This window comes from Priestia sp. RMT2NF4 (assembly GCF_047872835.1).
GTDB classification, from domain to species: Bacteria; Bacillota; Bacilli; order Bacillales; family Bacillaceae_H; genus Priestia; species Priestia zanthoxyli.
In genome coordinates this window covers 1,519,226-1,539,083 of record NZ_JBLQZO010000001.1, presented here as the reverse complement: position 1 = coordinate 1,539,083, position 19,858 = coordinate 1,519,226, and the positions used below count along the sequence as shown (strand labels likewise).

At 36.0% G+C, this 19,858-nt stretch carries 27 protein-coding genes; 18 read left to right on the top strand and 9 right to left on the bottom strand.

Annotated features, from left to right (window positions below):
* The first annotated feature begins 16 nt into the window (after positions 1-16).
* From ACMX9J_RS08230 to ACMX9J_RS08210, 5 genes are read left to right on the top strand one after another with little or no spacing between them, the layout of a single operon-like run.
* A complete protein-coding gene (locus ACMX9J_RS08230) occupies positions 17-742 on the top strand; it encodes an ABC transporter ATP-binding protein (RefSeq protein ID WP_416225625.1) in 726 nt (241 codons plus the stop codon).
* On the top strand, positions 739-1,566 hold the full coding sequence (locus tag ACMX9J_RS08225) for an ABC transporter permease (RefSeq protein ID WP_416225624.1): 828 nt from the start codon (positions 739-741) through the stop codon (positions 1,564-1,566). The genes ACMX9J_RS08230 and ACMX9J_RS08225 overlap by 4 nt, the downstream gene beginning before the upstream one ends.
* A 13-nt stretch (positions 1,567-1,579) precedes the next feature.
* Complete coding sequence (locus tag ACMX9J_RS08220) at positions 1,580-2,353, top strand: ABC transporter permease (RefSeq protein ID WP_221817645.1); 774 nt, start codon at positions 1,580-1,582, stop codon at positions 2,351-2,353.
* Between the two features lie 7 nt (positions 2,354-2,360).
* Positions 2,361-3,038 carry a response regulator transcription factor gene (locus ACMX9J_RS08215; protein WP_033580353.1) on the top strand — a complete coding sequence of 226 codons (678 nt, stop codon included), beginning with the start codon at positions 2,361-2,363 and terminating at the stop codon, positions 3,036-3,038.
* Positions 3,026-4,489 carry an ATP-binding protein gene (locus tag ACMX9J_RS08210; RefSeq protein WP_416225623.1) on the top strand — a complete coding sequence of 488 codons (1,464 nt, stop codon included), beginning with the start codon at positions 3,026-3,028 and terminating at the stop codon, positions 4,487-4,489. The genes ACMX9J_RS08215 and ACMX9J_RS08210 overlap by 13 nt, the downstream gene beginning before the upstream one ends.
* 234 nt (positions 4,490-4,723) lie before the next feature.
* Here ACMX9J_RS08210 and ACMX9J_RS08205 read toward each other — a convergent pair whose 3' ends face one another.
* The gene (locus ACMX9J_RS08205) at positions 4,724-5,590 is read right to left on the bottom strand and encodes an alpha/beta fold hydrolase (protein WP_416225622.1); all 867 of its coding nucleotides are present in this window, start codon (positions 5,588-5,590) and stop codon (positions 4,724-4,726) included.
* Positions 5,591-5,881: 291 nt separating this feature from the next.
* Entirely contained in the window at positions 5,882-6,706 is an 825-nt protein-coding gene (locus ACMX9J_RS08200; RefSeq protein WP_416225621.1) for a hypothetical protein, read from the bottom strand.
* Between the two features lie 232 nt (positions 6,707-6,938).
* On the opposite strand from ACMX9J_RS08200, the gene ACMX9J_RS08195 reads away from it, so the two are divergent.
* Positions 6,939-7,265, top strand: a complete 327-nt coding sequence (locus ACMX9J_RS08195; RefSeq protein WP_034268400.1) for an antibiotic biosynthesis monooxygenase family protein — start codon at positions 6,939-6,941, stop codon at positions 7,263-7,265.
* Positions 7,266-7,686: 421 nt separating this feature from the next.
* On the opposite strand, the gene ACMX9J_RS08190 is transcribed toward ACMX9J_RS08195, so the two are convergent.
* Positions 7,687-7,989 (bottom strand): hypothetical protein, encoded by a 303-nt coding sequence (locus tag ACMX9J_RS08190; RefSeq protein WP_028414656.1) that lies wholly within the window; start codon positions 7,987-7,989, stop codon positions 7,687-7,689.
* Positions 7,990-8,238: 249 nt separating this feature from the next.
* Between ACMX9J_RS08190 and ACMX9J_RS08185 the strand changes: the two genes are divergently transcribed.
* The 3 genes from ACMX9J_RS08185 (at position 8,239) to ACMX9J_RS08175 (ending at position 11,096) form a co-directional block, all read left to right on the top strand.
* A complete protein-coding gene (locus tag ACMX9J_RS08185) occupies positions 8,239-9,303 on the top strand; it encodes a beta-carotene 15,15'-monooxygenase (RefSeq protein ID WP_416225620.1) in 1,065 nt (354 codons plus the stop codon).
* A 325-nt stretch (positions 9,304-9,628) separates the two neighbouring features.
* Complete coding sequence (locus tag ACMX9J_RS08180) at positions 9,629-10,696, top strand: erythromycin esterase family protein (RefSeq protein ID WP_416225619.1); 1,068 nt, start codon at positions 9,629-9,631, stop codon at positions 10,694-10,696.
* Between the two features lie 31 nt (positions 10,697-10,727).
* Positions 10,728-11,096, top strand: a complete 369-nt coding sequence (locus tag ACMX9J_RS08175) for a cupin domain-containing protein (protein ID WP_098334287.1) — start codon at positions 10,728-10,730, stop codon at positions 11,094-11,096.
* A 26-nt stretch (positions 11,097-11,122) separates the two neighbouring features.
* On the opposite strand, the gene ACMX9J_RS08170 is transcribed toward ACMX9J_RS08175, so the two are convergent.
* A complete protein-coding gene (locus tag ACMX9J_RS08170; protein WP_033580202.1) occupies positions 11,123-11,896 on the bottom strand; it encodes a Cof-type HAD-IIB family hydrolase in 774 nt (257 codons plus the stop codon).
* A gap of 14 nt (positions 11,897-11,910) precedes the next feature.
* Positions 11,911-12,081, bottom strand: a complete 171-nt coding sequence (locus ACMX9J_RS08165; protein ID WP_016766569.1) for a hypothetical protein — start codon at positions 12,079-12,081, stop codon at positions 11,911-11,913.
* A gap of 114 nt (positions 12,082-12,195) precedes the next feature.
* Here ACMX9J_RS08165 and ACMX9J_RS08160 point away from each other — a divergent pair, with 114 nt between their 5' ends.
* Positions 12,196-12,693 (top strand): hypothetical protein, encoded by a 498-nt coding sequence (locus tag ACMX9J_RS08160; RefSeq protein WP_098627626.1) that lies wholly within the window; start codon positions 12,196-12,198, stop codon positions 12,691-12,693.
* A gap of 62 nt (positions 12,694-12,755) precedes the next feature.
* On the opposite strand, the gene ACMX9J_RS08155 is transcribed toward ACMX9J_RS08160, so the two are convergent.
* Positions 12,756-12,956 (bottom strand): hypothetical protein, encoded by a 201-nt coding sequence (locus ACMX9J_RS08155; RefSeq protein ID WP_049165703.1) that lies wholly within the window; start codon positions 12,954-12,956, stop codon positions 12,756-12,758.
* Between the two features lie 295 nt (positions 12,957-13,251).
* Between ACMX9J_RS08155 and ACMX9J_RS08150 the strand changes: the two genes are divergently transcribed.
* The gene (locus ACMX9J_RS08150) at positions 13,252-13,509 is read left to right on the top strand and encodes a hypothetical protein (protein ID WP_154991955.1); all 258 of its coding nucleotides are present in this window, start codon (positions 13,252-13,254) and stop codon (positions 13,507-13,509) included.
* Positions 13,510-13,764: 255 nt separating this feature from the next.
* Here ACMX9J_RS08150 and ACMX9J_RS08145 read toward each other — a convergent pair whose 3' ends face one another.
* From ACMX9J_RS08145 to ACMX9J_RS08135, 3 genes are all read right to left on the bottom strand, one after another.
* Positions 13,765-14,067: a TM2 domain-containing protein gene (locus tag ACMX9J_RS08145; RefSeq protein WP_080963371.1), complete on the bottom strand. Its 303-nt coding sequence runs from the start codon at positions 14,065-14,067 to the stop codon at positions 13,765-13,767.
* A 442-nt stretch (positions 14,068-14,509) separates the two neighbouring features.
* Positions 14,510-14,695 (bottom strand): hypothetical protein, encoded by a 186-nt coding sequence (locus ACMX9J_RS08140; protein ID WP_416225618.1) that lies wholly within the window; start codon positions 14,693-14,695, stop codon positions 14,510-14,512.
* A 511-nt stretch (positions 14,696-15,206) separates the two neighbouring features.
* Positions 15,207-15,488, bottom strand: a complete 282-nt coding sequence (locus ACMX9J_RS08135; protein ID WP_033580207.1) for a DUF4190 domain-containing protein — start codon at positions 15,486-15,488, stop codon at positions 15,207-15,209.
* A 291-nt stretch (positions 15,489-15,779) separates the two neighbouring features.
* Here ACMX9J_RS08135 and ACMX9J_RS08130 point away from each other — a divergent pair, with 291 nt between their 5' ends.
* The 7 genes from ACMX9J_RS08130 (at position 15,780) to ACMX9J_RS08100 (ending at position 19,850) form a co-directional block, all read left to right on the top strand.
* A complete protein-coding gene (locus ACMX9J_RS08130; protein ID WP_154973883.1) occupies positions 15,780-16,070 on the top strand; it encodes a hypothetical protein in 291 nt (96 codons plus the stop codon).
* A gap of 21 nt (positions 16,071-16,091) precedes the next feature.
* On the top strand, positions 16,092-16,856 hold the full coding sequence (yidC, locus tag ACMX9J_RS08125) for a membrane protein insertase YidC (RefSeq protein WP_416225617.1): 765 nt from the start codon (positions 16,092-16,094) through the stop codon (positions 16,854-16,856).
* 55 nt (positions 16,857-16,911) lie between these two features.
* Entirely contained in the window at positions 16,912-17,151 is a 240-nt protein-coding gene (locus ACMX9J_RS08120; protein WP_224980342.1) for a hypothetical protein, read from the top strand.
* 295 nt (positions 17,152-17,446) lie between these two features.
* Positions 17,447-18,298: an ABC transporter ATP-binding protein gene (locus ACMX9J_RS08115; protein ID WP_371906048.1), complete on the top strand. Its 852-nt coding sequence runs from the start codon at positions 17,447-17,449 to the stop codon at positions 18,296-18,298.
* On the top strand, positions 18,299-18,952 hold the full coding sequence (locus ACMX9J_RS08110; protein ID WP_154990109.1) for an ABC-2 transporter permease: 654 nt from the start codon (positions 18,299-18,301) through the stop codon (positions 18,950-18,952).
* A 240-nt stretch (positions 18,953-19,192) separates the two neighbouring features.
* On the top strand, positions 19,193-19,498 hold the full coding sequence (locus ACMX9J_RS08105) for a hypothetical protein (RefSeq protein WP_028414639.1): 306 nt from the start codon (positions 19,193-19,195) through the stop codon (positions 19,496-19,498).
* 166 nt (positions 19,499-19,664) lie between these two features.
* Positions 19,665-19,850 (top strand): hypothetical protein, encoded by a 186-nt coding sequence (locus tag ACMX9J_RS08100; protein WP_028414638.1) that lies wholly within the window; start codon positions 19,665-19,667, stop codon positions 19,848-19,850.
* Positions 19,851-19,858: the final 8 nt, after the last annotated feature.

The following is a 19,858-nucleotide window of genomic DNA, read 5'->3' as shown; positions in this document are numbered from 1 at the left end:
GTAGGGGGGATTTAATATGAAAAATATTATTTTAGAGGTAAGAAGCGTTTCAAAAAAAGTGAGACGTCGTCACTTAGTTAAAGAAGTATCGTTTCAAATTGGTGAAGGAGAAATATGCGGACTGCTAGGGCCAAACGGAGCTGGTAAAACGACGTTAATTCGTTTATTGACGGGGTTAATTAAGCCAACTGGGGGAGAAGTTTTTATTAATAGCAAAACCATTCTTTCACAAAGAAAAGAAGCACTGCAAAGCGTTGGTGCGATCGTAGAGTCACCCATCTTTTTTCCTTATATGACGGGAAAAGAAAACCTGACAAACTTAGCTCGACTGCATACATTTTCGACAAAACAAGAAAGGCAGCAAAGAGTGAAAGAAGTGCTTGATATTGTGGGATTAACCGGCAGAGAAAATGATAAAGTTCGAACGTATTCTCTTGGGATGAAGCAAAGACTCGGTATTGCTCAAGCGCTCCTAGGCGACCCGGACTTATTAATACTAGATGAGCCAGCCAACGGCTTAGATCCAATGGGCGTACGTGAACTGCGCGAGCTGCTTTTTACCTTAAAACGTGACTATAACAAAACGATTTTAATCTCTAGTCATTTACTGGATGAATTACAGCGAGTATGTGATCAAATTGTGGTGATGAGAGAAGGAGAGCTAATGTGGGACGGCGCTTTAGATCAGTTAGCATCCGGTAAAAATCTTGAAGATGCGTTTGTAGAGCTGGTGTCGCAATGAAGGAGCTGTTAGTAGCGGAGTGGGAAAGACTTTGGAAACGAAAAGTGGCGTGGCTGACCTTTTTATTAGTTCCTGTTGTGCTGTTAGTTGCTTCTTCTTATCTCCAAAAACAAAATGGAGCACTCACAGTCGATTTACCACAGTATACGTTTGCGGGAAACTTCCCTGTACTGAGTTTAGTCGAAATGTTATTTACCGTTTTTAATGCCATGTTCTTAGTTTTTATTACACTCGTTGTTACTGAAGAGTACCGATCAGGACAGCTGAGAATGGTCATGATCCGATCGTATTCGTTTAAAGAAATTATCATCGCAAAGGCCATAGCGCTTCTGCTGTTTAATTTACTGTTTTTTATCACGTATTTCTGTGTGAGCTATGCGATAGGCTTTCTAATGTTTGAACATCCGCAAAGCTACTTTGTGTTTTATCACAGCCATGTCTTCAACATAAAAGAAGCGCTAGTATATAATCTTGTATTCTATGGGTATGCCTATTTAACGACGATTGCAATATGCTGCGTGCTGTTTTTTATCTCTGTTATCAGCAAAACGACTACTACGGCTGTTGGAATTGGGGTTGCTTTTATACTAATATCATTTTCGTATCCTACTTTATTAAGAGGGTTTAGACAGTGGATGAGTGAAGAGCTCTTTGGACAGCTGTTTTTTACTTCCGTACCGATGATTCAATGGCAGGGGATCACAGTCATGATGGCAGAGAAACCGCAGTTTGTAGGCTGGAATTTCGGCGTGTTAGGTTTTTATGTTCTGTTTTTTAGCAGTTTAACATATGCAGCGATTCGAAAAAAAGAATCATTTTTATAAAAGGAGAGAAGACATGATGACAGGACTTTTTGTCAGTGAATTAGAGCGAACGTTTAGACGGAAAAAGACAGCGGTGGTACTAGGTGTGTACATAGGGTTACTTGCTTTTAGCTGGTTCTTTTTCTTTCAAAGGGGAGGCATTTCATTTTTTGATGCGGCTCATGACGTAAAAATTGATTCTTTAAATTCAGCACCGCTGCTTCTTCGAGACCTATCCTTTGCGATTACGTTTATTGTCATTCCTATGTTTGTGGCAGATAGCTTTAACGGCGAGTATACGTCGGGAGCTCTGCGCATGGTACTAATTCGACCGCACCATCGCGTGAAGCTGTTTTTTGTAAAGTGGGCGGTTCAATGTTTACTAGTTTTTATTATTCTTTGTATTACGTGGGTAGTGGGGACATGCCTTGGGAAAATGGTTATGCCTCATGTAAATGAAACAACATTTTTAGGCGGACATACGCTAGGGACTTTAGGGGCGTTACTATATTCGTTGAAATTTTACGGCATTTGTTTTTGCATCTTTATAGCAGTTATTAGTATCGGGAGTATCCTGAGTGTTCTTATGCCTAATTCCATTTTATCTTACGTCGCAACCATTGGTGCTTTAATTGGAAGTGTGTATGTGTCAGATAAACTAAGCTTCTTTTTCTCCGTAACCGATTCTGTTTTTCATGAATTAAGCAGGCCAAACTCTGAATTTTTAGTGAACCTATTATTTCCAATTTTGCTTATTAGCCTTATAATAAACCTATTCGTATGGAAAAAGAAGGAATGGGTAGGGTGAGATGGAGATGAAGCAAACAATTTTACTAGTGGACGACGAAAAAGACATTATTTCCTTTATGAAAGATGCGCTCCAAGATGAAGGATATGAGGTGGTGTTTGCTTACGAAGGGCAAGAAGCGTTAACAAAGTTAAAAATAAATCCAGACTTAATTGTGCTGGATGTGATGATGCCAGGCATGGACGGCTTTGCACTTTGTGAAATGATCCGAAAAAGCATATCATGCCCCATTATCTTTCTAAGCGCTAAACAAACGGAGCAGGACCGAGTAAAAGGACTATTAGTGGGTGGAGATGATTACTTAGTTAAGCCTTTTAGCATGAAAGAACTAAAAGCCCGCATTTACGCCCATCTGCGCCGAGAGCAGAGAATTAACAGTAACTCCTATAACAGGCTTCACTTTGGAGAGTTAACCATTGATTTAAATGGCTATCAAATTTTACATAGCAATGAAGTAATTCCGTTTACTTCAAGAGAATTTGAGATCATTCATTTCCTCGCTCTTCATCCAGGTCAGGTTTTTACACGCGAGCAGCTGTATGAAAAGGTGTGGGGCTACGACGCGGAAGGAGATTCGTCTACGATTACGGAACACGTAAAGAAAATTAGAGCAAAACTATTAAAATATGACGAAACGCCTTACATCTCAACCGTTTGGGGCATTGGCTACAAATGGGTAAAATAAAAAAATGGATGAACCGAGCAACATTAAAAGCGCAGTTTGTGTTATCGTTTCATTTAATCTTACTGTACAGCCTGCTTGCGACGCTCTTAACGTGGGGCATTGTGATTGCAGTAAACTGGTTTCTTATGCCTGGAGCACTGAATCCAGCAAATTACTATGAAAAACAAATTCCTGATATTCTTCAGTTCGTCAAAGAAAAAGAAGATGCGCTCCTTTCAAGAGATGCTAAAAACCAAGCAGAAGCGGTGATTCCGCTAGAAGGAATGGATTATCAAATTATAAATAAAAAAGGGCAAATTGTGTATGGGTCCATGTCCACTTCATACATAAAAAATAAACGGGATTTTTACTCTCAGGTCAATACCAATATCCGCTCAGGTAAATATATTATAAAAGTTTATCCGCTTTTTAATTCAAAAGACGAAGTAAACGGGGCGATTGCGCTAAGATATCAATTAAATATGGCTTCTGCTAATCCGAATATTAAATGGATCGTTGCGCTTGTCACATTTGTATCGCTAGCCAGCCCGTTTCTTTACTTTTATTTGTTTGCTTATTTGTTTGGAAGACGATTTAGCAAAAAAATTGAACGGCCTTTTAATGAGCTGATGACCGCAGCTAAAAATATTCAGCATAATAATTTAGATTTTTCGCTGTCCGTCACTCAAGACGCCAAAGAATTAAGTCAGCTGCTTCATGCCTTTGAAGAAATGCGAAAAGAATTAAAGCAATCGTTAGCTAAACAGTGGCAGCTAGAAGAAGACCGCAAAGATATGACGGCTGCGATTGCGCATGATTTACGAACGCCTCTTACGATTATTCATGGACATACGGAAATTTTAGTAGAAGGAAGCAAAAGAGACCCGGAGAGGCTTAATCGATATTTACATACGATCTACACAAATACACAGCGTTCGATTCAGCTATTAAATCAGCTGCAAGAAGTATCTGTAATCGAAAATCCGGGCTTTACCGTAAAGAGAGAGCCAATCGATATAATCTCATTTGTTCATGAGAAAACAGACGAGTTTCAGCTTTTATGTCAAAAAAAAGAGATTGCCTTTTTATCTTCGGTTAGTGAAACAGAAGCATCAAGTCAATTTTACGGAGATCCTCAGCGTATTTCTCAAGTGCTAGATAATATCATTACAAACTGTATTCGCTACACGCCTGAACGAGGGGAGATAGGGTGGAATACCGTCATTCATCATAACGAAGTAATCTTTGAAATAAATGATACGGGTCCCGGCTTTGCGTTATCGAACAAAGAGCAGGTGTTTAAAAAGTTTTACAGAGAAGATGCGTCGAGAACAAGCGGCCACGGAAACTTAGGGTTAGGTCTTTATATTGCTCATTCCATTGTGAAAAACCACGGAGGAAGCATCACGGTCGATAATAAAGAGACGGGAGGGGCATTATTTAAGATTGTTCTTCCGATAAGGAAAGAGTAAATGCGTAAAAAAAGAACCCTCAAAAAAGAGAGTTCCAAAAAGGGTAAGTAAGAAAGAAATGTACATGTTCCTTTGGGGGGACTGCATCTGTACAGTAAAATTTATACCCGGTATGCACTTGTTAAAACGTTGAAAAATAAACCAATCATGTAAAAAATAAATGAAATCAGCTTTTAGCATTTAAAAAAAGACTGCAAAACGGCGGTATACCGTATTCTGCAGTCTTTCTCTCGTTTATTTGCTTAAAAACTCTCTCATAAATTCATTCACTTTTTCTGGCTGCTCATGCTGAGGAGCATGTCCCACACCGTCTAAGCGGTGGATTGTTACATTTGGAACGTACTCTTCAATGCCGTCTAAATTACTATTTTCAAACGCTTCGTCCGCATTTCCCCATACAATTAAAGTTGGAGATTTGAATACTTTATGCGGCAGTGCTACAGGTTTATGAACGCGGTCTTCAAACGGGTAAAGTGAAGACGCACGGTAGTAGTTAAGCATGGATTTCATCGCATTCGGCTGGTTCCACGCCTCTACATATTTAGTTTCTTCTTCTTTTGTTAAATAGCCTTTTTTAATGCCTGGTTCCGTCAGCATGTTTCTTAGCTTTTCACTATTATTTGCGAGTAGCTCATCTTGAGAGTTTGGCTGTTGGAAAAAGCTCATATAGCTGCTTGCTTCTCGTTGAGCAGGATTTTCAGCAAGCTCTCTTATAAAGGTGTAAGGGTGCGGTGCATCAAACATCACTAAATTTTTGACATACTGCGGATATGTATAAGCGAATGCCCATGCAACAGCGCCGCCCCAATCATGCGCCACTAGCACACACTCTTTTTCACCAAATGCTTCAATTAGCTGTTTTACATCTTCCATTAGAATGGGCATGCTGTAAGAAGAAATTTCTTCTGGCTTATCTGATAAGTTATAGCCTCGCATATCTACAGCTACCACGCGATAATCTTTGGAAAACTCTTCTAACTGATGGTGCCACGTGTACCAAAAGTAAGGGAATCCGTGTAAAAACAGCATAAGCTCGCCTTCACCTTTTGTTACATAATGAAGATTTACATCATTTACTTTTACATAACCGTCTTTAAACATGTTACTCATCCTTTCGCTTTTAACCTTTATTATAGAAAAACTTTACTCTTTATTAGTTGATGTATCAAACAATAAGGTTTCCTTACGCGATAAATGAGCTATAAAGCTCTCTTAAAACCCTTATTTTGGTTATTATTTATGAAATATAACCTCGATATTCCTAGGATGTACGCGATGCTTTATCTGGCTCATGAGAAGAAAATATTTATAGAACGCTAGAAATAAAGAAATCGCGTTTGTAATGAATACAGCAAAAAGGCTCTCTAAAAGTACTTTATAGAGAGCCTTTTTTTAAAAATCACCGGCCTTGGCAATTCCTAAATTAGATTCAAAGTCAGTAATGTATACACAGGCATTTGTATATTTATCATAGGAATTATAGCGAAAGTTTCTACTTATATTATAATCTCCACTTATAGGTTTATAGGATTGAATCGATTTAATTTGATCGTTAAGAGACAAATCAAAATTATGAGTGGCTTTTTTTAATTGTTCGAGCTGGAGCTTGGTGAAACTATCGCGGTGCTTTTGGATTTCGTCTTGCATGAGCTCTATTTTATATTTAGATGCGGTGTTGATATGATTAATCGCAGGCCCCATATCTTTTTTTATTTGTGCTTCGGAAGAATGAAAGTGTTGATCATCAAATGAGTCTAACACGTTACTGCTTTCTTCCGAAGTTTTTGTTGCATCTATAACGTCATGCATATTGTTCATGAGCGTAACTTCATAGATCGTCTTGCTTGAATTGAATTTTTTATAGGATGTTACATACTCTTTTTCTGTTAAAGTATCTACGTCTTTTGCTAAGTGGGCTATGCTTTTTTTTAGCTCGCTATCACTTTGTGTTTCTACTTTTGACGTACTATTAATAGACGCAGACAGCAGGTTAAAATCATTTTTGTAGCTTTGAAACGTTTTATCGTCTGATTTTCCATCTTTATTGATTAACCGTTCACACTCGTTTTGCAGAAATTTCAACTCTATGGTCAGCTCTTTTTTTGCTTCGGTTTCATCTATGCTTTTATTGTTTGAACGTGCGTGACTGCACCCCATTAATCCAAGCGCCAAAGCGATTGTAAGGGTCCCCGTTGTTATCTTGCTTATGTTCCTCATGTTGAAACTCCATTTCTATTTGTTTATTACTTACTTATAAAGACTATATCATATAAATGGAATATTTATCTTTATATACTATTAAATGTTACATTTTGTATAGGTAAACTTAAAAAGGTATTATAATGGAATTTATAAAAATAGTACTAAAAGAAGATAAAGGTAATAGAAAAATTAATTATGCATTTATACTTTTTTATTATTAATATGACGTCTAAAGGAGGAAATCAATATGAGTGGAATTGCTAAAACCCCCGAACCGCCTTATTATGCCGTTATTTTTGCTTCTGAAAGAACGGAAGGTGAGAAGGGTTATGGAATAATGGCAGATAAAATGGTGGAGCTTGCATCTAAACAAAAAGGCTTTTTAGGAATAGAAAGTGCCAGAGATCAAGATTTAGGCATTACCGTTTCATACTGGGATTCCTTAGAATCAATCAAAATATGGAAAGAACATTCAGCTCACCGCGCAGCCCAGCACAAAGGAAAAACAGAATGGTATCAAACGTTTTCGCTTAGAGTGTGTAAAGTGGAAAGACATAGCTTTTTTGAGATGTAGGACGTATATGGCTGATTATTTTGCAACAAGGGAGAAGCCGTTATGTTTTATGGCGTTATAGGATTTATAGCCGTTTTTATTACTTTGTGTTCATTAGAAGCAAAGCTAAAAACAATCGTTAAGCAAAATGATAGAATCATTGATTTACTTGAGAAACAGAATAGAGAGTGAGAAAACGCTAATGAACTCACCGTTTATAATATCATCTCCTGAGTTTAGTTAAGGGAGATGTTTTATTTTAAGAGTGCATAAAAAAAACCTCAGTAGGAGGTCTAGTTATTACTTTTTAATAAAAGTACTTATAACAAGCTCATTTACTGTCCGATGTCATCTAGAGGCTAATTATAAAGTGAGGTTATATTTATCGTTTCACCAGAAAATATGAGCTCAATTTCTTTATTTCTTACTTGTGAGCTTTCATTTAATCACCGTATTTTTTTCTGTAGGTAAGAAACGTTATCAAATATATAACTGAAATCATTGTTAGAAATATTAATGGCGAAATGCCAATGCCATCATAAGAACTTTTCCCTTGAAAAGTCCGGTAAATGGACTCTATAACTTCTAAAATCAGCATACCTATAACTACCACAAATGCGTATGATTGAGCCTTCGTACTGATAAACTTCTTTCTTTCATCACCTTTTCGAGAAGATGATGAAACAAAAATCAAAATTCCGCAAACTAACAGGATGAATGAATACACAATTTTAACCCAATCCATTCTTACTCCTCCTTATAATAAATGTAAAAAGTATTTTACATTTATTATTGTAGCATCAGTTCCATAAATGTCAAACTCTTTTTACATTGTAAATTATTTGTATATAAGAATCGCTATAGAAGAGTGGATATCTTTAAATGGATTTTATAACACAATGTCACGCTACAAAGTGACTTAAATCAAATCTATTGGTAAAATGGAAGTAACAGGAATTTTTGTGTTTCACCAACTAAAAGTGAGGTGGGTTATTTGGTTCTTCATAAAAAAACAGTGTCTTTTGTTGCTCTTTTCTTGTTGTTATTAGTGATAAGCTCGAATTATGTGTTATATCATTCTTCTTTTGGACTTCAGTCGTTGCCTGCTGATTTCAACGGAGTAGTAGTAGGTTCTATTTTAGACTTAAGCCTTGTGGCTCCGCTCTTATTTCTAGCTTGGCAGCGTAAGTTCAGTCTAAAATACTTTATTGTATTAATGGCTACAGGCCTTATTGCTGCGCGTTTTATCATTCCGAGTGAATACTTGGCTTCTTTTCAGTCGGTTATGTGGCTAGGAGTTGGCATAGAAGGACTACTTATTTTGTTTGAACTTTCACTGCTATTTATGCTAGTCAACAACGTACCGCCTATTTTAAGAAGGATCAAATCAAGCTCTTTACCGCTGTTATTTTCCTTTTCACGGGCTGTAAACGAAAAGTTCTCCAAACAACCGTTTATACACGTACTGTGTTCAGAAATGCTGATGTTTTACTATGCGTTTGGAACGTGGAAGAAGCAGCCGAGTACTGAAGAGAATACGTTTACTCTGTATAAACGCTCAAGTTTTATCACGTTTCAAATTATGATTATTCATGCGATTGTTATTGAAACATTAGGACTTCACTGGCTGCTTCACAACACGTCTATGACTCTTTCAATCGTTTTACTAATCCTTAATATTTATAGTATTGTTTTCTTTATAGGAGATATTCAAGCATTAAGGCTTAACCCTTTACGAGTGGACGATGATCGCATATACATTTCATTTGGTTTAGCTAAGCGTATGGAAATCTCTTTTAAAGATATTGAAGAAATAATAGAAGACACTCACACCCTGAAACAAAAAATACCCAGCACCACGATTGAATTTATCGCACGCGATTTTGAAACCGTTCATTCTGATCTTTTACTAACACTAAAGTCTCCAGTAGAGGCGACGCTTTTTATGGGAATTAAAAAGAAATACCAGCAGGTCGCCATTCGCGTAGATAATCCACATGCGTTTAAAAAAATAGTCAAAGAACGTTTGGAGAAAGCTAAGCGGGATGAGCTGATCTAGAATTCTAGAAAGATAAGACCTTATAGAGATATCTATAAGGTCTTTTTGCTGTTGATTAGTTACCGGACATAAATAGTGAAGTACTAGCTGTATTTTAGTAAAATGGAAGTAATAGGTAACATAGTTAAGGGGGATAGGAATGGGAATTTTTTCAAAATGAAAAGAGAAGTATTTAAACTCTATAGAATGGCTATCTGAAAACTCAATCCATTTAAGCAAACCAACTGAATGTAAGCTGCAAGAGTTTGAATTTCTCCGTCATATCGTAAAAGATAAGAGAATTGTGTGGTTAGGGGAAAACGGTCATAACATAAGAGAACATAATATGATGAAGTCAAAAATAATAGAATTTCTACATAAAGAAATGAATTTTACCGTACTGGCATTTGAGAGCGGCTTAGCGGAATGCTACAGCGCTAACGAGTTAAAGAAAGAGTTTACAGATGAAGCCTTTTTAAAAAACGCCGTTTATTCTTTATGGGCCACAAAGGAAAATATGCCCTTGTTTCAGCTAATGAAAAAATCAGATTTAAGTTTAATAGGAACAGATATTAACCCTTCTTCTAATCCTGATCTTTTCGTAAAATTTGTTCAGCAGCTGAGTCCCGTAGTGTCTGAAGACGTAATAGAAAAGATAGAATACATTGAAGCAGGCGTATATAAATGGTACTACCAGCTAGGGCAATATAAAGCAAAAAGAAAAAAAGTCCCAGCAGAAATGCTACGTGAGTTTGAAGAGTTTAAAGAAAAAGTAAGCGCGGTGATAGGAGATTTAGAAGCCTATCTACATGAAGAATACGTTTTGTATCTTGAAAATCAAGAGCTTGTATGTAAGGTTAAAATGATTATTCGATGCCTGCAAAATCGCTTGTATTTTATTAACCATATTCACCATAACCACCGAACGTATAAAAAAGTAAGAGAAAAAAGGATGAAAGAAAATCTAGAGTGGGTTTGTCAAGATCTGTATCCTGACGAGAAAATTATTATTTGGGCCCATAACCTTCATATCTTTAAACAATACAAAACGTTTACGGGATTTGAACCTCTAGGAGCAATTGTCTCTAATGAAATAAAAAAACAGTCTTATTACTTAGGCTTATTTATGTATGAAGGTGAAATACATACGGATACAGGGCAGCCATACAAAATAGAGAAGCCGCCGAAAAAAAGTCTAGAGGACTATATGCATCAAGTGCAGTCACCGGCTTTATTTACCGATTTCTCACAGGTTGAAAAAAACTCAGACAACAAATGGATATTTACTAAAACGATCTTTTTAGAAAGCGGTACTATGCCGACTTTATTTGTACCGCGTGACCAGCTAGACGGTGCTTTATTTGTTGAGTCTGTGTCTACGCCTGAGTATCTTAAACGCAGTAAAAATAAATAAGAAATCGTAATGAACAAAGAAGAGGTGTACATTGAAAATCTATAATTTTAGTAAAGAACATGGCAAAAAAGTAGAAAAATATCAGTCGCATTTAGCTACTTACGTAAAAATGATTCAAACAAACGAAGCAGCTACGATCGGTTATATGTATATAGACGGAGAAGGAACCGTAGGATATCACGAAGCGCCTATACCTCAGTTATTTATCGTAGTCGAAGGTGAAGGGTGGGTAACAGGAGAGGACCAAAAGCGAATTTCGATTAAACGTGGAGAAGCGGCACTGTGGGAAAAAGGAGAATGGCATATGTCGGGAAGTGAAGAAGGTATGACTGCCATTGTCATTCAATCGGAGGAGCTACATCCTGAAGCATTTATGGAGATAAAAAAACAGCACGCTTAGATGACTTATCCAAGCGTGCTGCTTTTCTATAAGACTTTGAATTTTTTTAAAGCAAATTCAATACCGTCTTCACCCGATTTCTTCGTTACAAAATCAGCGGCGCTTTTTAACTTATTAGATCCGTTGCCCATCGCAATTCCAAGGCCGGCTAATTCTATCATATCAATATCATTTTCTCCGTCTCCGAATGCAATAGCCTCGGATTGATGGATGTTAAAATAGTCTAAGACCTTCAGGATAGCTACCGATTTTGTGATTTCTTCTTGAAGCACACTTACGATAAAAGGGTGCCATCTTTTAAATAGTAAATGAGGAAATCGCTGTGCATACTGCTCGGCGGTTTCCTCATTGGCATACAAGCACATTAAATAAATATCTTCGTCATAAATACGCTCATTAATTTGAGGATAATCACTGAGCGATAGCGTTTCCTTCAGGGCTTTTAAAATATTATCATCTTTAATCCCGTTCATGCTGAGCTCTTTTGTATAAAATGAAAGACCGTGATTTTGCGAGGCTGCGTATTCAAAGACTTCGTGCGCAACGTCCTTATCCATGGACAGCTTATGAATAACTTTTTCATCGTGTACAGTAAACGCTCCGTTCGCGGTAATGAGCGTATCTATACCCAATTCTCTAATTTCTTCACAGAGAGATAAAGGCCTTCCGGTAGCGGCTACGATTTTTAATCCTTTGTGCTTTAAACTTTTTACAATTTCTCGAGTTTTGGTGGAAATAGTCCCGTTTTCGTGATGAGTAAGAGTTCCATCTACGTCAAAGAATACAATTTTATAGCTCATAGTAATCTCCTTATTTAAACAGCTCGATCTTTTTTTACATTTACAAGCAGTAGCGCACAGGCAAAAATAGCAGCTACATATAAAAACGCAGAAACAACCGGTTTATGTAAAAAAGCAGTATGATTGTATGAAGAGTCATACAAATAAAGAGCCGCTAGAAATAGAAAAGGCAGTAGTTTTTTCATGTTGTCACCTCCTGGTTTTATTATACATATTTTCCTTGTATTTGTATGTAATCTTAATAAGAGTGATAGAATAATAGTATTTTACATAAGCAAAGAGAAAGAGAAGTGACGAATATGACTGTACATCACTATATAGGATCTCCTTATGAATTGCCTACAGGAAGTTTTGGCACAAAAGAAACGCTGGTGCCTTTATCCGAAGTTTCTTCCTTTAATCGAAATTCAAAGAAAGAAAAGATAATTACAATCTATGAAAAAGAAGAAGATGCGTACGGTATTAGTATTAATCGTTTAACCGACGGGTATAGCGACATCAAGCACGTATTCACCTTGCCATATATCTACGAATTATCTTGTGATACACATCCTAAATCAATAAGAGAGCTGTTTACTTATATTGAAGAACAGCTGATAGAGGGCTGTCACATGGAATTATATTCATGCTTAGACGGTGATGAAGCGGATGAAAAAGATTTAAGTCTAGATATGAGTATTAACTTAAAAACGCTGTATTTTGGAAAGTATTATAAATTAGACAAAAAGAAGTATATCTATGAATTAGGGGAAATGTTCAAATTTGAAGACAAACAATTTGTAGTGGTGGTGAAGTGAGGGGATTAGCCTATAACCTTTAAATAAGAGTTATAGGCTAACCAGTTTAGGCAGACTAATATTTATAAAAAAGGCTTAATATACGGTAGGCTCAAACCAAAATAAATAACAAACGACATAAGCAAGTAACAGCCAATAACACTTCTTCTAACAGGTTTAGAAGCTTTCTTTAGCCAGCCCCAGTGCTTATCGTCATAGTCAAAAATAAAGTAATCTAAAATGATGGATAGCGTGATAATAACTGCAATTAGTAACAGGCCCATATGTATCCTCGCTTTCGGTTTATGAAATTATTACCATTTATAACAATATACCTTATTATCCAATTAATTACAAAATGATGAAACTCCTATGAAATCTATGGTGAGTTTTTATATAAGGTAGTTAACGGTTTAGTATAGACTACCGTATTATGGTAGAATCCATAGCGTATAGTATAGCTCTTTTTTTAAGACAGCTATGACAGTATCGGATGTAGTAAAAGAAGAAAAGGTATTATAATTACTGAGATTTAAAAGGTAATATGGTTTATTTTATAGATAAGGGAGGTTAGTTATAGTGGCACGAATTATCAACATTTGGTCATTTATATGTGCGTTAATGTGTGTGGTTTTCTTTTTCATCGCTTTTAATCACCCTTCATTATTGAATATAAATTTATGTTTAGCAATTATTCTATTTTTCATCAGCATCGCAGGATTTTTTGGAATAAACAATTGGACATCGGCTCTAAGAAGTATTCTAACAGTGGTAATTAGCGGTGTACTAATCCTCGTTACAGGGTTTATTGTCTTTACCGGCTATCTTTTCTCGTAGCACGTACATAAGAAGTACAACAATGAAATTGAGTATGAATCAATATGGGCAAGAACTCTTACAGTTTACTTACACGTACGCAAACAGCGGAGCCGTGGCAGAGGATTTTTAATGATGAATTGCCTTAATAGCATATAAAAAGAACAAACTGCAGCTGCCGTTTGTTCTTTGTGGTGTTTACTTTGTTATTATATTTACATGAACTCAATTTAAATATATTGATCTATTAAAAAAAGAGAGCTAGTGCGCCTCTAATTAGTTATTTAGCGTTTTCACTAATTGAATAGCTTCAAATTCAATCTCTTCGTTTTTCTTTTCAATTGCTCCACCAATCATAAATACGTCAATGAAAGCCCAGATACCTAATCCACCAAGTGTTAAAGTCATTGCAATTGCCATTCCAATGTTTCCTGAATAGTAACGGTGTCCGCCCAGGCCACCTAGAAAGAACCATAAAGCATAAGCAATTCCTTTTGATTTACCTTTTTTATTCATTTCTGATTGAACCATTGCTAGTTGCTCGGCTGTTAAGTCTTTCTTTGCTAATAAGTTATTCAAATTTTACTTCCCCCGAATATTTATATATATTTTTTCAACGATTAATAATATACCACATATAGGTGTCTAAAGACTCATTTAATTTCCATATGGTGTATTATACTCTTCTAATGTAACAATTTGCTCCTATATAAACGCTTTCTTACTATTAAATGGTTTTCGTGTGCGTCGTGACATAAAAGAACAAGAGTTAATGGGGGGAAACAGCTGAAAGTTAAGTTATATTTTAAATAGCAAACTAAGTCAATTATCCAAATCTTTTTTTATAGACGCTATAGATAAACGAAGGAACTTCTTTTAGTAACACCCTTAGAAGCTGCTTGAAAAAGGAGTCTACAAGTACGTAACAAATACATGTACTGGCTTAAACACTTTTCTTTTTATAGATACTTCTTTATTAAGCATGCCGCACAAATAATCAAAATAGTAAGTTTGCTTAAAATTACCTCTCATTCTTTGGTCTAGTTGCTCGATTCTCATATATTTTCTCGATAATTTTATACGTAACACCAGTTAAAACAGACAGAATTAGCACCTTTCCTATAAGGTTAAGACCATAGTTATATTTTAGATAGTCTAATAGTACGGCATATACGGATACGCAGATGCCTAATATGACATGTTTCATAAAGAACTCCTTTATTGTTGACTGAATACGTCTATACTTTAACGTATAGAAGAGGGCTAAATCGTTAGCCCTCTTCTAGGTAAGCTTGTTAAGTGACCAGCTGTTTTTTAACTAAATTATTTACATTCAAAAGAATAATCATTGGTAATTGGATTATGTATTTCTACTATCGCATCTCCGCCGTTATCATAACATTTTGAAGTGAACGTTTTTATCTCTGTACTATTAAAATAGCTAGAACAGTTAATCAACACAGAGATGACTAGCAGTAAAGTAAGTAGAACAATTATGATTTCTTTTATTCTGGATTCAACGATAGATTTAATTTTTCATTCTCCTTTGCAATTTATATTAAGAGCTATAGGCGTAGTAACAATGAGTCATAAGTGGACGTTTAAATTTCAAGAGCTTGATTTTCGGATAGTCGAAAATCAAGCTTTTATTCTTTCATATAGAAAATTCAATGATCCTATCTAAATCTCGATTTTCTTACATTTTTAATTGACCTGTTTTATTCATAGTCAACCGTTGTTCCTCCAAACATAAACGTAATAATTCCTAATATAAAAAGTAGCTGAGAAATCATGCCTACTATACTGCAAATCAGACCGGCAATCGCGAGTCCTTTACCGCTTTGATTCGTAGCAGCTATTTGATTAGATGCTTTTTTGTAGAAGATAATTCCAATAATCCCTGTAATAAACCCAATGATTGGAATGAAAATAGATACGATACCTAGAGTTAGAGAAACAATAGAGTTGGTGTTTACTTGAGGTTTTGTATTAGTTTCCAATGAATTCACTCCCTATGAATTATATTTTTTGATTATACCATAAAAAGGAATAATATCCTTTTTACTAATAAAAGTAGAAATTTTTAGAATTATATGTGTCTCTGTATATTTTCTATGCGTCGTTTTATTAAAGGTAAGATGATATGTACAAAAAGAAACTTATTCTTTGACGTTCCTATAAGGAAATCGACTCTGTAGAGTATATTTACTGAGATAGCAGATTCTGCGTTATAAAACATTTAACCCAAATTAAGGAAAATATGATACAATAATCCATAAGGATGTGAATAAATGGAATTGTTTATACCGGATGCTTTTCTGTATGTGTCATTTGCGATTATGACGGCCTTTTTTGTACATGCGGCTATTAAACTAGCTACCTTTCAAACGCTACATAAGCATGTTTGCCTGCAGCAAAAAGACATGTATCTCATACAAAACGTAAATCTGTTACGCGCTCAGAATCTCATATACTGTGTGTATCATAAATTTAAATTTATACATTCTGTTCACAGACAAGAAGCAATAGGTGAACAAGATGATGAAGGTCCACATTCGCCAGTATTTTTTTCGTTTAACTAAAAAAATACTGGCGGAATATAAATGTTAAAACATAAAAAGAAGCTTTTCTTTATCTTTGTTTCCATTTTTCTACTTGCCGGATGTGATTCAGCAAACGTGATTCAAAGTTCGCACACTCACTTTTTGGATCACTATTTTATTTATCCTTTTTCACTGTTCATTTTGTTTATAGGAAATACGTGGCTTCATCAAAGCGTTGGCTTTTCCATCATGCTTGTGACCGTTGGCGTACGTATGCTGTTGGCGCCTTTAAACATTCTTCAATATAAAAATCAGCTGAGCAATAAACGTATACAGCCTCAGCTTCAACAGCTAAAAGAGAAGTACAAAAATAAAGATCCTGAGAGTCAGCAGCAATATCAGCGTGAAATGATGGAACTGCTTAAAGAAAATGGAGCCAATCCTCTTATGGGCTGCCTTCCTTTACTTGTCCAGCTTCCCGTCTTTTCAATTGTGTACTACGCGATTAGACGAATAGATGAGATTAGCGCATCATCTTTTTTGTGGCTTGACTTAGGACATGCAGATCCGTACTTTATTCTTCCAATAGTGGCGGCAGTGGCTACGTATTTGCAGACAAGAGTCATGCAAACAGGGGCAGAAGGAATGAATTCATCCCACGCACTGCTAGCCCAAATTCTTTCGCCTGTCATGGTCCTTTCTTTTGGGATATTTTCACCGTCAGGTCTCGTCTTGTATTGGATGACGGGCAGTTTGTTTATGATCTTTCAATCTCTTGTATTAAAGAAGATTTTTCGAGAGAAGGCAGTGCTTGAAGCAAAATAAAGAAATTAAAAGGTTGCTTTGCTTCGAGCAGCCTTTTAATGAAAGGAGGGGTACAGTGAAGAAATACATCATTTCATTCGGCGTAACGCTTGGAACGATAGCACTTTTATTTTTTATTGGCAATACCTTTCATATTTCGTTGTTTTCAGTTCAGTGGCTTTATGTAAATGAACCGGAAAATTTTCAAATGGAAGCAAAAGGCGGTTTAATACCGGTAGCCGTCGGACTTATTCTAGGGTTTATAACCGACTACGTATTAAGTGAAAAAGAAAAAAAGCAGGGTCATCAATTATAGTGAAGAAAAAAGGATCTTTTATAGCAGATCCTTTTTTTATTTGTGATTTCGCTAAATAGGTCAGGCAAGAATAGTACAGGCAGATGTTGTCATACATATTACGGTCATCAAAAACAAACGAAGGGGCAGCAAACCTTTATGTTATCATCGACTTTTTATAGTTTACTAGCTATAATTGGTATTAAATAGTCATTTTTGTAAATAAAAGGTGGTTTAAAGTACCGTCAAAATGAATAAATCAGTTACTTTCTATGATTACACCTAACTCTACTAATAGAGAAAGTGAAGTGAGCACATGACAAATCTTTTAGAAGTTAGAAACATGGTAAAATCGTTTGGCCGAAATGAGGTTTTAAAAGATGTTTCTTTTCATGTACCTCCTGGATCGATTGTTGGATTTATTGGTGATAACGGAGCGGGGAAATCGACGACGTTTAAGGCGGTACTAGGGTTAATTTCTCAAGATAGCGGTACTGTAGAAATACTGGGTGAAGACAATTTGAATAAAGATGCCACAATTAAAGAAGACATTGGAGTCGTGTTTGATGCGATTAATCTGCCCGTTTCTTTAACGATAAAACAGCTAAACAACGTTTTTAAGAAGCTGTTTAATTCTTGGGAAGAAGCTGATTTTCATCGATTGATTCATTCTTTTTCATTGCCAGATGATAAAAAAATACATACGTTTTCACGCGGCATGTCGATGAAATTATCTCTAGCTGTAGCGCTGTCTCACGGTGCTAAACTATTGCTGCTAGATGAAGCGACAGGAGGATTGGATCCTTCGTCTAGAGAGGAAATATTAGATGAGTTAAAAGCTTTTGTGAGCGACGGTCACAGCGGAATACTGCTTTCATCTCACATTATGAGCGACGTTGAAAAAATCGCGAGCCATCTTGTTGTGATTAGAAACGGAAAAATTTTATTAAATGAAGAAAAAGAGAAAGTGTTTGAGGAGTACGCAATTGCCGTTACGAATGAAGAGCAGCTAAACGTACTTCCCGAAGAGATAGTAGTAGCAAAAAGAACGTATGATAAATCTGTCCGTGTACTCGTATCAGATAAGCATCAACTGCCAGAAGGAACTGTAATTGAACCGATGTCGATGGAAGAACTAAGCGTGCTTTTAACAAGGAGTGAAACGTAAATGAAAGGTCTATTGTTAACGAATTACTACCTCATTCACCGAAGCTTTTTGACGTACACAGCGCTCGCCATAGTTATTTCTGCGGTCATCTTTTATTTTGCGGATCCTTCATTTTACCGTATTATAGCGATGTTAATTATTTTGTTAATGGCAATGCCCGCGCTTGAAGTGATCAAATTAGAAAGTAAGACCGGCTATGACAAATACGTGCTCACTCTTCCAATTAGCCGAAAAAATGTGGTGCAAAGCCACTATGTTTTTTACTTTTTAATTGTCGTCATCGGAACCATCCTGTCCTATGGTGTTTTCTCAATGTATTCGCTTATTTCTAAGAGTGCAGTAGAGAATATAGTAAATATCGTTTCATTTGGTACATTTATCGTCCTTTTTGCCGGTGCACTTGCTTATCCGCTTCTTTATGTATTCGGAGCAGAGAAATCTGACGGAATAGTACTTGGAGGGGGAATGGGAGGTCTTTTCGTTGCGATTGCTTTACAAGGAGTTGTTGGGTATATAGTTGAAATATTAGCAGCATCCAGCTTACCGATCGCTTCTTCTTTGCATGTTCCTATCTTATATACTCTCTTTGGAGTGGGGATGTATATTGCTTCTTACTTTATTGCGCTGTCTATCTACCAAAAGAGAGAATTTTAGTGTGAATTGATTTTGAAGTAAAGACTACAAAGCGTTCTTTAAGGTTATTTATCAACCAATAGTTCAAACAAAAAAACAGCCACAACGTTTGATAAACCAAGCAAAGAAGATCTCAAAAATATAACCGATATTATTGGTGATAAAACTTAAGTGATGGGCACTTTTAAAAAAGTTAATTGTGTCCTCTAAGCACATGTATTATAGTAAAAGATGCAGTTTTAAAATGTGAAAGGAGACTATATGGGGAATTTGTTTAAACGGGCTTCAAACGTATCAAAAACCGCTTTTATTGCTACACTGATTTTGTACATAATTATTGTAGCGTGTTTTATTCCGTCAATTGTATTTGCAGGAGCTTTCTTTGCTATAGTAATTAAAATAGCAGCAGCACTTTTAATCTTAGTAACAATCCTAGGAATGATTTATTCGTTCTTCATTAAAGGCGGCCAAAAATTTCTTTTTTTACTGTTACATGCCGCTTCTTTATTGATTGTTTTGTTTAGTATCTCTGCTTTTATGCTCGCTAAAAGCGCTGAGTTGACATAGTAAAGAGGAATTACATATGCAAAAAGGCAGGAGAAATCCTGCCTTTTTTATTTTTGTATGATTTCAAGGTGGTTTGTATTTTCTCGAGAGGCGCCGCTGACTATTTGGCTAAACTTGTTTAACAAGAAGAAAAGAAGGAAAAGGAAGAAAAAGGAGATGTGATAATTTGGAAATGATCATAGCTGTGACAGCGGGTATGGGTTTTCTTTTATCTTTTTACCTTTTTTATTTTTACCCTGTTATGAGTGAAAGAAAGGGGAAACCTTTGAGTGAAAGCCAAACCTATATGATAAGAGGGCTAGCCGTAATCGTTCTTTTAGCCAGCGCTATAACGGGAAGTCATTTTACCTAAACAGGATT

Bases quoted from the DNA above. Each gene is read 5' to 3' on its own strand.
- ACMX9J_RS08230 (WP_416225625.1), top strand. From the start codon at position 17: ATGAAAAATATTATTTTAGAGGTAAGAAGCGTTTCAAAAAAAGTGAGA.
- ACMX9J_RS08170 (WP_033580202.1), bottom strand. From the start codon at position 11,896: ATGAGCTATAAAATTGTATTCTTTGACGTAGATGGAACTCTTACTCAT.
- ACMX9J_RS08220 (WP_221817645.1), top strand. From the start codon at position 1,580: ATGATGACAGGACTTTTTGTCAGTGAATTAGAGCGAACGTTTAGACGG.
- ACMX9J_RS08140 (WP_416225618.1), bottom strand. From the start codon at position 14,695: ATGAAACATGTCATATTAGGCATCTGCGTATCCGTATATGCCGTACTA.
- ACMX9J_RS08200 (WP_416225621.1), bottom strand. From the start codon at position 6,706: ATGAGGAACATAAGCAAGATAACAACGGGGACCCTTACAATCGCTTTG.
- ACMX9J_RS08215 (WP_033580353.1), top strand. From the start codon at position 2,361: ATGAAGCAAACAATTTTACTAGTGGACGACGAAAAAGACATTATTTCC.
- ACMX9J_RS08225 (WP_416225624.1), top strand. From the start codon at position 739: ATGAAGGAGCTGTTAGTAGCGGAGTGGGAAAGACTTTGGAAACGAAAA.
- ACMX9J_RS08165 (WP_016766569.1), bottom strand. From the start codon at position 12,081: ATGAAAAAACTACTGCCTTTTCTATTTCTAGCGGCTCTTTATTTGTAT.
- ACMX9J_RS08210 (WP_416225623.1), top strand. From the start codon at position 3,026: ATGGGTAAAATAAAAAAATGGATGAACCGAGCAACATTAAAAGCGCAG.
- ACMX9J_RS08195 (WP_034268400.1), top strand. From the start codon at position 6,939: ATGAGTGGAATTGCTAAAACCCCCGAACCGCCTTATTATGCCGTTATT.
- ACMX9J_RS08115 (WP_371906048.1), top strand. From the start codon at position 17,447: ATGACAAATCTTTTAGAAGTTAGAAACATGGTAAAATCGTTTGGCCGA.
- ACMX9J_RS08110 (WP_154990109.1), top strand. From the start codon at position 18,299: ATGAAAGGTCTATTGTTAACGAATTACTACCTCATTCACCGAAGCTTT.
- ACMX9J_RS08205 (WP_416225622.1), bottom strand. From the start codon at position 5,590: ATGTTTAAAGACGGTTATGTAAAAGTAAATGATGTAAATCTTCATTAT.
- ACMX9J_RS08160 (WP_098627626.1), top strand. From the start codon at position 12,196: ATGACTGTACATCACTATATAGGATCTCCTTATGAATTGCCTACAGGA.
- ACMX9J_RS08155 (WP_049165703.1), bottom strand. From the start codon at position 12,956: ATGGGCCTGTTACTAATTGCAGTTATTATCACGCTATCCATCATTTTA.
- ACMX9J_RS08130 (WP_154973883.1), top strand. From the start codon at position 15,780: ATGGAATTGTTTATACCGGATGCTTTTCTGTATGTGTCATTTGCGATT.
- ACMX9J_RS08180 (WP_416225619.1), top strand. From the start codon at position 9,629: ATGATGAAGTCAAAAATAATAGAATTTCTACATAAAGAAATGAATTTT.
- yidC (WP_416225617.1), top strand. From the start codon at position 16,092: ATGTTAAAACATAAAAAGAAGCTTTTCTTTATCTTTGTTTCCATTTTT.
- ACMX9J_RS08190 (WP_028414656.1), bottom strand. From the start codon at position 7,989: ATGGATTGGGTTAAAATTGTGTATTCATTCATCCTGTTAGTTTGCGGA.
- ACMX9J_RS08105 (WP_028414639.1), top strand. From the start codon at position 19,193: ATGGGGAATTTGTTTAAACGGGCTTCAAACGTATCAAAAACCGCTTTT.